The following is a 13,176-nucleotide window of genomic DNA, read 5'->3' as shown; positions in this document are numbered from 1 at the left end:
ACTATCGAAATTTTTTAAAGATTTTTTGTACGACACTTGGATTTTTAAATGGTTCATTAAAACTTCGATCATCCATCCAATGTAAGTCGAATGTGCCTTCTTGTACCCATTTTTCAATGTCCAAATGACCTTTGGGGTTAACAATGATAACATCTAGTCCTAGTAAATGCATCATACACAATGCATTAGCGTCTGCTCTACTTAACTCTGGACCATTTTCCTCATTATAAAGAAAAATGGTGGGGACAAATTGTGGATAGTCAAAAGTTTGTAAAAGACGAATCACAAAGTCTGGTAATACCATCGATTGTGCAAATGCATATAGCTGAAGATCTTCCGTTGATTCTTTTCCTTGAGGAAGTAAAATTGGATCTTCTGCATGTTTAGCTATCGCTTCTCCAATGACAGTTTGTGTTCCTGTGGGTAATTTTCCATATGTCCACCAATTGGCAGATTTCATCTTTTCGGCATCTAGTATTCCATTTGCTCCTAATGCATCTCGATAATGAAAAAGCTGATTTGTTTTTTGCTCCTTTGTGAAAGGGAAATGTCGAATGACATGTGTATCCTCACGTTCAGTTAAAGAATGCACATTGTTCCAGAAGCGCTTTCGATTTTTATCAATTCCCATCATTTTAGCAAACACAACAGGGATAGTTACTTGCTTATTGCTTACCTCAAAATATGGGCGAATCATCGCTCTTTCTTTTGCGATTAAAAATACTTCATCTTCCGTCGTTTTTAACCGAATAGAATTCGTAGAAAAAGACTTGAATTGGAATGGCTTATATAATCCTGAGTTTTCATGATGTAATAGTTCATTAATCTCTTGTGTTGCTTTAAAAGCAACAGTTCCTGCAATTTTAGGCATTTCATCTGGCAATGGTTTTAGTTCAGTTTCTATTTTCGGAAAGCGATGGCTATGCTCTGCATCAATTCCTAGCATTTGTTTTGGCCAAGCCTCATCGGAAGGATTAAATACAACTACATGAAAACCGAAATTAGCTAGATAGGAAAGGAACCATTTTTCGCTCGGTGTAGAGTCGCCATACCAAAGAAATCCAGGTAGTCCTTTTTTAAAATCTACTATTTCTAAAGCAGGTTCTACATGGTTGAAAATCCACTTCACTAGATCGGTTGTAATTCGTCTATATTCGTGATGAAGGGTTCCTTCTGCATAAGTAGCTTGCAGGTTTTTAATAGATCTATTAATGTAGTTCGAATTCTTCTATTTAGGTCAGCATCATTTAAAGAAGGCAATAGTGCATACCCGTCTAAAAAGGCGACCATCCGATTTGGGGATAATCCTTTTTCTTTTCGATGCATATCAAACAATTGATTGATCGAGCGTAACCTTTCTGCTGTGATTTCTTTATTGAGCGCATCAGAAAGGATGGTTAACATGCCAGAAGACTCGTTTACTTGTGTATGCAGGAAAGAGAAATATTCATCTTCATCTAAGGACATACCGACGTATTGGCAAATTAATTGAGGGTAAGTTAATGTTTCCCCGTCAATAGATACTTTCGTAGGATCTCCTAAAGAATCTTTTAACCAATTTCCAATATTGGATGAATCCCACGAGTTCATCCGTTTTGGATTTAAATTCACCATGGGTTCTCCCCCTATTCACAACTATTATAACAAATACTCACATACTTTTTTTACTATTTCTTCCCCAGCAAGTACTCCGATATTGTTTGTAACGAAAACATGAGGAGGGAGTAGTTCCTTTTGTTTTACTGCTTCCCCGTGAGAGGGGATATAGCCTTGATCAGCACTTATAACCATATCAAAATCAAGCATGGAATCACCTGCAGCAATAACAGTTTTAGCCTCTATTCGTTCTTTCACAAATTGAAGTGCCGTTGATTTATTAATACAATTTGGCATAATATACAATTTTCTGCCTTGATGAGAAAGTGTAAAACCTTGTTCATAAAAAATTTGCGAAAGATTTTCAAGCTCTTCCACTGAGAACATTTTTTCATCAATAATCATATATACAAACCAAGACTCTGCATGTAAAACGCGGAGAACGAACTCTTTTTTAGCATATGCCTCTAACTGGGGCATTACATGTTCAATCGATGTGCAATCTAGCTGGAGTTGCTTTTTCACTTTGTCTGACCACTCCGTAAGAGGTTTTCCATTTTCTAAAATAACAGCTCCATTGGAAACGATTGCATAGGTTGGTTTTTCAGATGGTTTGAATATCCCTGTAATCCGATTATATTGACTCGCAGTTCTTGTAGTAACTGGTACAAAAGTGATGGTAGGTGAAAGTTTATGAAAGTATTCAATTTCTTTTGTGGTCATAAAAGCAGTTGGTTTTTCATCGACCCATTCTACAGGGGAAAGGTCCTTTTCTTGGACCTCGGCACCTCTGGAGTTTTTACTATAGATAAGTGTACGATCTAAATCACTGGCAAAAAGGATAGTCATCGTAGATCCTCCGATTCAATCAGTCCAATGGCAAGATAAAATAATTCGGGAACTACTTCAATTGGAATGTTTTTTTCCTTGCTCAACTGCAGGATATGGCGGACTGACTCATGGCTCGTATCACGTACTAATATTTTATATGGTTTTCTTCTCAATAATACCCTTGTTGTTTCTCCAACACTTGGTTTTACTTTACTAATATCTATTGTTTTATAGAACTGTTTACCAATTGCTTCTACTTCTTGCATACCTCTCCAAGTTCTTGTATCCGTAATAGGGAATTCTGCTGCTAATTTCTTAATGCTAGTTTCCTGCTCTGAAAATCGTTTAGAAATATGGTCAATAAATTCATTAGATACATCTTCATTTTCAAGTTCTGCATAATACTTCGCCCCGTGAAAATCACCAGGGTGATGAAGTTGATCGTTTAAAACGGTGCGACTAACAAGGCCGGATACGGTTGAGTTTAAGCATGCATTTGGAATAAGGAAATCTTCCCTTGTACCAAATAGAGTGGCGCATTCCCCAGGGTCGGTTAAAACAGCCAAATCATCATTTAAACGAAGTTTGTATGCTTCATTTAAATGCAGTACTGATTTTGTCAGCTCGTTTTGAATGGCTCCTTTTCCAGTCCAACCATCTACAAATTGTATATGGCTATTTGGGTGAAGTTCCCTGATTGTTTTAACTGCTTCCTCATCGATTCCTTTTCCTCTTAGTATAGATATACTAAAATGAGGCCAATTAAGTTTCAAAAAGTTTTTAGCATATCTTTTCATTAATATGCCAATTGGGCTTCCTGCTCGTGCAAGAGAAACAAGTACGACATCATCCGTATTTGCGAATTTACGCACTCGTCTTGTTAAAATACCAACTAGTTGTGCGATATGATCAGCAGAATCCTTTAGCGCTTGCTCGTATACTTTAACGTATTCAGCGGTGGGGCGATATTCAATCGGTAATGACTCAGCATAGTGAGAACCGTTTTGAAAAGACTTTTCCCGTGATTCGATCGATGACTCGATTTGTTCGTTCGATAAATCCTTCAATAAAAAAGTAATATCTTCTGGAGAATAGCTTGTTTTTACTAACTCATTCGTATGTAACTTCATCTTATTCTCCTCCTTCTTCATATGGCATAGTAAGGGATATCCATGTAACAGGTGCAAAATTCTCTAGATGTGTAAGCAGTGGAAACCAGCTCGTTTTTTCTTTCACAGATTCTGCTATTACAATGATTTGTTCGGCTTCAACTTCTGCTAGGTTATATATATATTGATCGATTCCGATTGAGTCCGGTAAAGTGAATTTACATTTTTGTTTAATAGGATAGGATTTTTCATCTTTAGCGAAAATAGGGCTTCTTGTCGTTGTTTGTACTTTCGTTTTTTCGCCAAAAGCCAAAGCAAATCTTAATGGAACATATATATTTTCTCCCACACCAATCACGAGTGTAGATTTGTTTCTATCTATGGAAGGGAGCTTATTAAACATATTTTGAATCCATTCTTCCATTTCTTCATGATGATCAGCGGTTATACCAAATCTGCCTGTAAAACTGTTGTACGCAGCATGTGCACTATAATAAGAAGAAGTGACTGGTGCCGTTAATGATTTATCCGCAAATAGTTCGAATTCCTTCCCGCCTTCAAGATAACTCTGCTCTTTTTCTTCAATCGATGCTTCATTGCTCAATAAAAACTGACCAGAGAGAATAGAAATTACTTCTGCTGATATACCGCGAGCTTTCATCACATGATTAAATTCACTTCGTTGATCGTCACTTCGCCAATCTAAAATAGATAAAACTTTATATTGTTTGTCAGGAAATGATTTACTTAATGCTGCGATAAGGTTGGAGGCGGTAAGGCCTGTTGTAATTTCATCATCCACCAGGACAATCGTTTCCGCTTCCATTAATATTTCTTCAGGTGCATAGACGCGGTGTGAGGTAGCATGAGAATGCTCTTCTTCAAAATAAAAGGAAGGCTTTAAATTGATTATTTCTTCTCTCGTTGTATGGATATATGTTGCATCATAAAAGTGGTTGAATACCGCATGTCCTAAGCCAGTAGCAGTTTCAGCAAAACCAATAAAAACAGTTTTGGTTGGTAATTTTGCTTTGTATGCCAATGATTTTGCGCTTAATGCTCGATCTGGAATACCTGAATTAATCATTTCCACAATTTCATCTAACTGTGGAAGAGGTTTTTGACCTTCATTCTCAAGAAGCATAGAAGCTAAAATAGACCCAGTTGCAAGAGAGATGGTGGGGTCTACTGCCAAATGCTTTCCGAGTAAGCGGCTTACGAATAAAAAGTTTCTTTTTTTGTTTATTCTTACCCCCATTTCAAAAAGGGCATCAGGTGAAAAGTTATTTGGATTGTTTTTTACTTCAATTGTTAATTTTAAGTCTCCGTGTAAGTTGTACGTTTTTGATATGTTGGAGGAAGTCGAGTGATGTAACATTTTCTTTAAGCACCCCATATATTTCTGCTTGTGTTAGTATTTTTAAAGCCCAGTTATAATGAGGCTTCACTTCATTCATTTTATTTCTCGCCGAACTTCGTAAAACTCCGTTCGTCTCGTCTTTATTTCCGACGATTAATCGTGCATCATCGTATATTTCTTTTGGTACTATGTAAGCAGCATTCACAATGTCAATTTGAGAAGGATGAATACAGGTTTTCCCGAAAAAACCATTGTCAATATCTAGTTGTACTTCGTTCCATAGAACAGCTTCAAATCCATTTAAGTCATCAGTAGTTATCGCATGGTTTTGCGAGCTAAAATAATCATAAACAGGACCAGAGACGATAAAGTTATCCTCTTGCCTTGTGAATTGGTTTAAAACAGCAGTTAAACAATCTGAAACAAGCTTTATATCATATACTGTTCGGTTGCCAGGGCGTCTTAAACCAAAGAGGCTTGTAAAGTCGGTTGCCCCTACACGGATGGTTAAAATAGTATCTTCATATTCCTTGAATAACTTGTACAAGCTAGTAAGCTCTTGTTCTCTCAACTCTGTATAAATTATTTCTTTTGTTTCTAAAATAGGCAATGCGTATAAATAGGTTGAATAATATCGATTAATGTCTTGCAAGCAGGCTAAAAAATTCTCGGCATTCGAAGTTGTACATTTGGGGAAAACAATCCCAGTAAAAAGGCCAATGGTGCTACCTAATTGTTCTGCTAGTTTTTGAAGCTGCTCTACGTTTCTAATGCGAAGGAATAGAAGGGGGAGTTCATGTTCTGAAATTACTCCTTTTTCAAAACCTTGGTCTATTAGGCGGAGCTCATGGATGACGTTATGTTCTGCCAAGATAAGCTCAGAATCTGCAATCGAGTCTTCTAAGCAAATAATAGCGTTTGTTAAATTTCGTAAATTATTGTTTGTTAACTTTGATTTGATGTCCGGCATGGAACCTGGAATATATAAGGTAGCTCCTAGTGCAATGCCTAATTTTTTTTATCTAGATCTTTCGAAAAATCTTTAGGCGGTACATGAAAAAAATGTTGTAATTCATTGTCATGCACTCCTCGAAAATGCTTCATGAATTTCACTCCTAAAAATGAAGAAGGCGCTGTTAGGTTCACCCATATTCCACTTATGTTTTACTTTTTGTAAAATAAAAAGCAAGGAAAAAGACCCTTGCTTTTTGCTTGTGCTGTTTTAGTTAAGACCGAAGTCAGTAACTAAAGCTGCTAAACCACCTTGGTATCCACTACCAATGGCATTGAATTTCCATTCGCCGTTATGACGATACAATTCTCCTACTACTACTGCAGTTTCAATAGAGAAATCTTCTCCTAGGTCATAACGGATCAATTCTTCTCCACTATCAGCATTTAAAATTCGTGCATATGAATTGTTTACTTGACCAAAGTTTTGCCCACGTGCTTCTGCATCGTGAATAGTAATACTAAATGCAATTTTTTCAATGGAAGCCGGCACAGTTGATAGGTTAATATTTACTTGCTCATCGTCCCCATCTCCGTCTCCAGTACGATTGTCTCCTGTATGGACAACAGCACCACCAGCACCCGTTGTATTATTATAGAAAATGAAGTCACTTTCAGAAGAGCATTTTCCATTGCTTCCAAGTAAGAATACAGATGAGTCTAAGTCAAAATCGTTCCCACCGTCATATTTATTTGTATCCCAACCTAATCCTACTGTTACATTCACTAAACCTGGGTTTGTTTTTGTTAAATCTACCTTTTGTCCTTTTGATAAATTAATGCCCATTCATAAACAACTCCTTATAAGTATTTGTTTGCAATAGAACCTATGTCTAAATCAGATGTGCCTTCACCGACAGCGGAGAATTTCCATTCAGAACCATGACGATATAACTCACCTGGGAAAAGAGAGGTTTTTCCAGCATAGCTTTCAGATAAGTTATAATGTACTAACTCTTCTTTCGTTCCATTATCTACCAGTCGGATGAAGGCATTTTGAATAAGACCGAAATCTTGCTTTCTTTGTTTCGCTTGATAAATGTTAACTACGAATACCAACCTATGTACGGAAGATGAAATCGCGTTTAAGTTAACATTGATAACCTCGTCATCGCCTTCTCCAGCTCCAGTTAAATTATCGCCTGAGTGAACGACACTACCATCTTGGCTTGCTTTGTTGCCAAAATACACTAGGTTTTTTTTAGATTGCAATTTGCCGTTCTCATCTAGCAGTAATACAGAAGCATCACAATCTACTTCAGCACCGCTAGCACCGCCACCTAGTAGACCTCCTAAAAAGCCACCACTTTTTTTCTTTTCAACAGGGTCCCAACCTAAACCAACCATAACGCTTGATAAGGAAGATCTCCCTTTAGTTAAATCTATTTTTTGACCTTTTACCAAATTAATGCCCATTCATATCCCTCCATTTAAAAATAGCCTTATAATGATACGTTATTGCGTGCAAAAAGTTTCAAAAAATAGAACAAATCATACATTCTGTTTTTATAAAGAGCAGGTAGAGAATGTATATCAGAATCTTTTACCTATTACTATTATTAACACAAAATGAGCTGAACTTCACTTAATATGAAAGTGTCCCGTAAATGTTTTTTTATTTTCTTTTTATTTTAACCAATCGAGGTCGTTGAAAATAGAAACTGCGATAAATACAATCTCAAAATTAACCCTCTGTAAAAAGATAGAGTGCTAAGATGAACTGATAAATGTTGCACCATATACTTCTCTATTAGTAAGATGACGATAAGAGTTTAGGAGGTGATCGTTATGGACGAGCGATTAAAAGATTTTCATCTTCGGATACAAAAAATTGGAAATGTGGACCGTGAAGTAATCGCGGGATCGAATTAGTTTTAGTGATCGAAGGGGAACTTACCATTGAGACGAGTAGTAGAATTTATCAAATGAAAGAAAAGGATTTACTTGTTATTAATCGAAACGAGCTCTTTGAAATGAAGGGAAATAAAGAAAACAGTGTTCTGCGATTCACCATTTCTGATTTATATATGGAACAATCCTTTAAAGAGTATCGCCATCAATGGTTTGAATGCTTTTCACAAGACATAGACATCGGGCGGGAAGCATTAATGGATCAGCTCCGTACATTATTTGGTGAAATGGTCATCACTTTCTACCGGAAAGACGATATTTACACGATAGAAATGCAACGAATTGTAAGTGAAATTCTTCTTATACTTATTCGTCGTTTCAAAGAGGAAGGAAATGCATTAGGGCAGCTAGATACTGAAGATGATAGACTCGTACAGCTCATTGATTATATGGAGAGACATTATCAAGAACAGATTACACTAGAACAGATGGCTCATATGCTCTATGTGTCACCAGGGTACTTATCCCGCTATTTCAAACGAAAAATGGGCTTGGGATTTAGTCGTTTTTTAATGGATATTCGATTAAAGCATAGTGTGAAAGACTTACTTTATACGTCAGATTCCATTGCTTCTATAGCGATGAATAATGGCTTTCCGAACACTAAATCCTTTACGAGCCTTTTTAAAGAAATTTACGAGGAAACACCAAAAATATATCGGGAACGTCATATGAAAGAGGATATAACCATCGATAACACTGGAAATATAAAAGGCGTGGAAACAATCACTAACTCATCCTCCATTTTTCTTCAATTAGGATCAATGCTTGCTGAAACAAATAAAACATACAGCAATACAGAAACACGTTTTGAAGAGTTACGAATTGATGTTTCTGTTCCTATAAATGACAAAATTACTCGCCCAGATCATGTCTTAATCGTTCGAGAATTAAAAGAGCTGTTAAAAGAGGATATACGGGAGCAAGTATTAACTGTAAAAGAAGATTTAAGGCTTAGCTATGTAGGGATTCAAAACTTAGTAAGTAATGCAACATTTCTACCAACTGTTGAAACAGATGAGGCGATTGCGACTTCTTCTCCGTATTTTAAGGCAGATATGGCTATTAACTTTTTGAAAAAGCATGATCTTGCCATATTTAGTCGTGTTAGCTATCAAGATATATCAGCGAATGAAGCTTCTTATTTTAAAAAATTGGAGGAATTTCTTCGCCATTGTCTTCAAGTGTTTGGCGAGAATTATGTTAGTAAGTGGCATGTTCTCTTTTATGAATCGTATTTTACAGCAGTTGATCAAAAAGAATTGTGCCGTATGTATACGAAATTGTACAGCAGTATCAAAAAAATTGTTCCCGGTATCCATATCGGTGTGTATTTGCCGTTTTCTTTTGAAGAAGAAAAAACAAGCAATCGTCATTCATGGATTTTACAAGAAGAAGATAACATAGATTTTATTGGTTTCCATGCCAATCAAAATGAAGTCATTGATTTTGAGGATACGAGTAATGATCGATTTTTGCTGGCAAAGGATTATATTAAAGAAAAAACAAATAAGGTGAAATATTATTTAAAGCAGCATCATATCGACAAACCCCTCCATTTAGTGACGTGGAATACGTTATCTGGAAATACACGTTATACAAACGGCACATTTTTTCGAGGGGCTTTAGTGTTAAAAAGTGCATGGGATATTTCAAATGATGTCGACTCACTTGCTTTTTGGATTAACACGGAATTGCATGAAGTTGATGATCAACACCATCGTATTCAATTGGAAGGAATGGAATTGTTTCATTATTTTAATGGAAAACGTCCTGCTTTTTATGCAATGTCGTTTGCAGAAAAACTGTCTGGAAGCATTGTTGCACAAGGACTAGATTTCATCATGACGGAGTATGAGAGGGGCTATCAATTAGTGCTCATGAATTGTATTAATATAAACCCTTATTTCTCCATTGAAGATGCATTTTTGAAAAAGTTGAATAAGGATGTACGGGTAATTATAGAGGGGTTGAAGCCTGGTGAGTATCAGGTTAGAAAGTATACGTATGATAAAGATAATGGAGCACTTTATACAAATTGGTGGAACTTAGGTAGTAAGCATGGAGTAGATATAGAAATAGCTGAATATATTAATCGACTTAGTCATCCATCCTTGCAAATTTTTGATGAAACAATAGATGAAGACTGGTCATTCTACTCCTATTTAACAATCAACGCCATTCACTTTTTTGATATACGCAAATCGTATGTTTAACAGCAGTCATATGGACATCAGAACACACCAGTGATACTAGCGTAGCTAGTGTCTCCACTGGTGTGTTTTTTTGTGCAACCAAATATAATATTTTTCGTTGTCCATTGTTCTATATTTCCGAACGAACCTTTGAGAAAAATCTACACTAAAAGGTACAATATTAACCGTCTTTTTTGTACCTAACATTTCGTCAATCAAAATAATGCCTAATTTTATATAGGAACACATCAAAAAAGGCATGATGATAAAATGATCTTTCTTTTAAAATATAGCTATAGGGAAGCTTACCCAACAAGTTAAAACAGGCCTTGTACTAATTCTAAGGTATTTTGTATGAAACAGCATTTTTAACAAATAATCACTACGTAGTGAAACAACGAAATTAGGAGTGTACATGATGGAAACAACCTATAAAGGTTCAAATAAAATGATTACAGGTATCGTTTTTGGTGTATTAACATTCTGGTTATTTGCCCAAGCGATGGTTAACGTGGTTCCAGCTATCCAACAAGATTTAGGGATTTCGATGGGAACATTAAATATTGCTATTAGCTTAACGGCATTATTCTCAGGTATTTTTATCGTAGCAGCAGGTGGACTTGCTGATAAAGTGGGACGTAAGAAAATTACTAATATTGGGCTGATCTTAAGTATTATCGGTTCACTTTGCTTAGTGTTAGCAAATGGTGCTACTTTACTCATTATTGGTCGTATTATTCAAGGGATTTCAGCGGCATGTATTATGCCTTCTACAATCGCATTAATGAAAGCTTACTTCGAAGGAGCAGAACGTCAGCGTGCGCTAAGCTTTTGGTCTATTGGTTCATGGGGTGGATCTGGTGTTTGTTCTTTACTGGGCGGAGCAATCGCAACGTATATGGGATGGAAATGGATTTTCATTTTTTCAATTATCTTCGCAGTTCTTGCGTTATGGTTAATAAAAGACACGCCTGAAAGTAAAGCAAAAGACAATGGTAATTCGAAATTCGATATAGGTGGATTAATTGTCTTCATTATTACGATGTTGGCGCTGAATATTTTCATCACACAAGGTGCTGAAATTGGTTGGACAAACTGGATTACAATCGTTTTAGTAGCGGTGACAATCATTGGTGCGATAATATTCGTGAAAGTAGAAAATGGTAAATCAAATGCGTTAATCGATTTTGCGCTATTTAAAAATGCACCATATACAGGTGCAACAGTTTCTAACTTCTTGCTTAATGCGGTTGCAGGGACATTAGTGGTTGCAAATACGTATGTACAAGAGGGGAGAGGATTTACATCTTTCCAATCAGGTATGTTATCAATAGGCTACCTCATTGCAGTTCTAGGAATGATTCGTGTTGGTGAAAAAATTCTACAAAAAATTGGTGCGAAAAAACCGATGCTTTGGGGTGCATTTTTGACTCTAATCGGCGTTGGTGTAATGGGCTTAACATTTTTACCAGACGTAGCGTATACAGTTGTCGTATTCATCGGTTTTGCTTTGTTCGGTTTAGGCTTAGGTCTGTACGCAACGCCGTCTACAGATACAGCTGTATCCAATGCACCGGATGATAAAATTGGTGCAGCATCTGGTATATATAAGATGGCTAGTTCCCTCGGCTCAGCTTTTGGGGTTGCAATTTCTGCTACTGTATATGCAATGATTGCAGACAAAAGTGGAGTTGATGCAGCGGCAACTGGTGGTATTATAACAAACGTGATTTTCGCAATTATTGCATTGCTATCAATTCTCTTCATGGTTCCTAATAACGCTGGTAAAAGTGAAGTTAAATAAGGGAGAGTGCAGATTATGAAAGAAACATTAATGAAAATGTTAGAAGAGCGAGAAGAAGAAATTATTCAAATTCGTCGATATTTACACGAAAACCCAGAGTTATCTTTTAAAGAAGAAAACACGGCTAAATATATTGAAGACTTTTATAAAGGTAAAGATGTGGAAGTTCAAACGAATGTTGGGAATGGATACGGTATTATTGTAACAATCAAAGGGGCTAAACCTGGTAAAACAATTGGGCTTCGTGCAGATTTTGATGCACTCCCAATTGTAGAAGAAACACCAGTCCCATTTAAATCGAAAAATGAAGGTGTAATGCATGCGTGTGGTCATGATGGTCATACAGCTTATTTATTGGTATTGGCAGATTGCTTGATCCAATTGAAATCAGAGTTGTCTGGAACGATTAAAATCATTCATCAGCATGCTGAAGAGGTTCCACCAGGTGGGGCAAAAAGTATTGTAGAATCTGGATTAATTGATGATTTAGATGAAGTGTATGGAATTCATTTGCTACCGATGGGTCCGGCAGGATTAGTCGGCTATCACGCTGGCTTCGCATTCAATGGAAGAGCATATATGAAATTAAAAATTCAAGGTAGAGGTGGACATGGTTCCTCTCCTCATTTAGCGAATGATGCAATTGTTGCAGGTGCACATTTTGTTACAGCAGTTCAGACGATTATTAGTCGCAGATTAAGTCCGTTTGATATTGGAGTGATTACCATTGGTTCATTTGATGGAAAAGGTACATTCAATGTCATTAAAGATAGTGTAGAACTTGAAGCCGACATTCGTTATATGACAGTGGAAACGAAAGAAACGATTGAAAGAGAAATAAGACGTCTTGTGAAAGGACTGGAAGAAGAATTTGGTGTTACTTGTGAGTTAACATATACACCAGATTATCCACCAGTATACAATAACCCTGAATTGACAGCGAAAGTGGCTGAGACACTTAAAAATGCCAATGATCCACATATTAAAGAAGTGAGAGAGTTCCCGGCGCTAGCTCCATCAGAAGATTTTGCTTACTATGCGGAGAAATTCCCAGCGTGCTTCTTCTATATTGGCTGTACGCCTGAAGGAGTGGAGGATCCATATTTTAATCATCATCCCAAATTTGATATTGATGAAGCATCTTTATTAGTCGCTGCAAAAGCTGTAGGGCAAGTTGTATGTAGTTTGCAGGAATAAAAAAGTAAGGCTATCTCTAAAGTCTATTTTGACTTAAGAGATAGCCTAATTTTGTTGCATGATAAAATGCATTAAAATAATTCACAAGGTAATCGCTATTAAGGGAAACTGTGCGGTAAGGCTTCATTGGGTGTCCGTCGTGATTTTCGCTACAGGGTGGAC

The 13,176-nt window shown here is 36.6% G+C and carries 10 protein-coding genes and 1 pseudogene; 3 read left to right on the top strand and 8 right to left on the bottom strand.

What is annotated here, in order from left to right; translation table 11 throughout:
* Position 1: 1 nt before the first annotated feature.
* The 8 genes and pseudogenes from OR571_RS22925 to OR571_RS08675 all read right to left on the bottom strand — a co-directional run bounded on the left by OR571_RS22925 (position 2) and on the right by OR571_RS08675 (position 7,323).
* A complete protein-coding gene (locus tag OR571_RS22925) occupies positions 2 to 697 on the bottom strand; it encodes a YceG family protein (RefSeq protein ID WP_481900383.1) in 696 nt (231 codons plus the stop codon).
* A gap of 171 nt (positions 698 to 868) precedes the next feature.
* A pseudogene (locus tag OR571_RS22920) lies at positions 869 to 1,467 on the bottom strand (YceG family protein); the annotation flags it as partial.
* Between the two features lie 171 nt (positions 1,468 to 1,638).
* Entirely contained in the window at positions 1,639 to 2,445 is an 807-nt protein-coding gene (locus tag OR571_RS08700; RefSeq protein ID WP_282242427.1) for an HAD family hydrolase, read from the bottom strand.
* A complete protein-coding gene (locus tag OR571_RS08695) occupies positions 2,442 to 3,557 on the bottom strand; it encodes a cysteine protease StiP family protein (protein ID WP_282242426.1) in 1,116 nt (371 codons plus the stop codon). The genes OR571_RS08700 and OR571_RS08695 overlap by 4 nt, the downstream gene beginning before the upstream one ends.
* Before the next feature lies 1 nt (position 3,558).
* Positions 3,559 to 4,914, bottom strand: coding sequence for a phosphoribosyltransferase domain-containing protein (locus tag OR571_RS08690; protein WP_282242425.1), 1,356 nt, complete (start codon positions 4,912 to 4,914; stop codon positions 3,559 to 3,561).
* Entirely contained in the window at positions 4,841 to 5,866 is a 1,026-nt protein-coding gene (locus OR571_RS08685; protein ID WP_348775034.1) for an HpcH/HpaI aldolase/citrate lyase family protein, read from the bottom strand. The genes OR571_RS08690 and OR571_RS08685 overlap by 74 nt, the downstream gene beginning before the upstream one ends.
* Before the next feature lie 252 nt (positions 5,867 to 6,118).
* Positions 6,119 to 6,694, bottom strand: a complete 576-nt coding sequence (locus OR571_RS08680) for a TerD family protein (protein WP_282242424.1) — start codon at positions 6,692 to 6,694, stop codon at positions 6,119 to 6,121.
* A 14-nt stretch (positions 6,695 to 6,708) separates the two neighbouring features.
* Positions 6,709 to 7,323, bottom strand: a complete 615-nt coding sequence (locus tag OR571_RS08675) for a TerD family protein (protein WP_282242423.1) — start codon at positions 7,321 to 7,323, stop codon at positions 6,709 to 6,711.
* Positions 7,324 to 7,832: 509 nt separating this feature from the next.
* Between OR571_RS08675 and OR571_RS08670 the strand changes: the two genes are divergently transcribed.
* The 3 genes from OR571_RS08670 (at position 7,833) to OR571_RS08660 (ending at position 13,014) form a co-directional block, all read left to right on the top strand.
* A complete protein-coding gene (locus OR571_RS08670) occupies positions 7,833 to 10,034 on the top strand; it encodes a helix-turn-helix domain-containing protein (RefSeq protein ID WP_282242422.1) in 2,202 nt (733 codons plus the stop codon).
* Between the two features lie 394 nt (positions 10,035 to 10,428).
* Complete coding sequence (locus OR571_RS08665) at positions 10,429 to 11,817, top strand: MFS transporter (RefSeq protein ID WP_282242421.1); 1,389 nt, start codon at positions 10,429 to 10,431, stop codon at positions 11,815 to 11,817.
* Positions 11,818 to 11,832: 15 nt separating this feature from the next.
* The gene (locus OR571_RS08660; protein WP_282242420.1) at positions 11,833 to 13,014 is read left to right on the top strand and encodes an amidohydrolase; all 1,182 of its coding nucleotides are present in this window, start codon (positions 11,833 to 11,835) and stop codon (positions 13,012 to 13,014) included.
* The last annotated feature ends 162 nt before the right edge of the window (positions 13,015 to 13,176 follow it).

Source organism: Psychrobacillus sp. NEAU-3TGS, assembly GCF_029955155.1.
Classification (GTDB): Bacteria; Bacillota; Bacilli; order Bacillales_A; family Planococcaceae; genus Psychrobacillus.
The sequence above is the reverse complement of the archived record's forward strand: the minus strand, read 5'-3'. Positions and strand labels throughout refer to the sequence as shown.

Bases quoted from the DNA above. Each gene is read 5' to 3' on its own strand.
- OR571_RS22925 (WP_481900383.1), bottom strand. From the start codon at position 697: ATGATTCGCCCATATTTTGAGGTAAGCAATAAGCAAGTAACTATCCCT.
- OR571_RS08700 (WP_282242427.1), bottom strand. From the start codon at position 2,445: ATGACTATCCTTTTTGCCAGTGATTTAGATCGTACACTTATCTATAGT.
- OR571_RS08695 (WP_282242426.1), bottom strand. From the start codon at position 3,557: ATGAAGTTACATACGAATGAGTTAGTAAAAACAAGCTATTCTCCAGAA.
- OR571_RS08690 (WP_282242425.1), bottom strand. From the start codon at position 4,914: ATGTTACATCACTCGACTTCCTCCAACATATCAAAAACGTACAACTTA.
- OR571_RS08685 (WP_348775034.1), bottom strand. From the start codon at position 5,866: ATGCCGGACATCAAATCAAAGTTAACAAACAATAATTTACGAAATTTA.
- OR571_RS08680 (WP_282242424.1), bottom strand. From the start codon at position 6,694: ATGGGCATTAATTTATCAAAAGGACAAAAGGTAGATTTAACAAAAACA.
- OR571_RS08675 (WP_282242423.1), bottom strand. From the start codon at position 7,323: ATGGGCATTAATTTGGTAAAAGGTCAAAAAATAGATTTAACTAAAGGG.
- OR571_RS08670 (WP_282242422.1), top strand. From the start codon at position 7,833: ATGAAAGAAAAGGATTTACTTGTTATTAATCGAAACGAGCTCTTTGAA.
- OR571_RS08665 (WP_282242421.1), top strand. From the start codon at position 10,429: ATGATGGAAACAACCTATAAAGGTTCAAATAAAATGATTACAGGTATC.
- OR571_RS08660 (WP_282242420.1), top strand. From the start codon at position 11,833: ATGAAAGAAACATTAATGAAAATGTTAGAAGAGCGAGAAGAAGAAATT.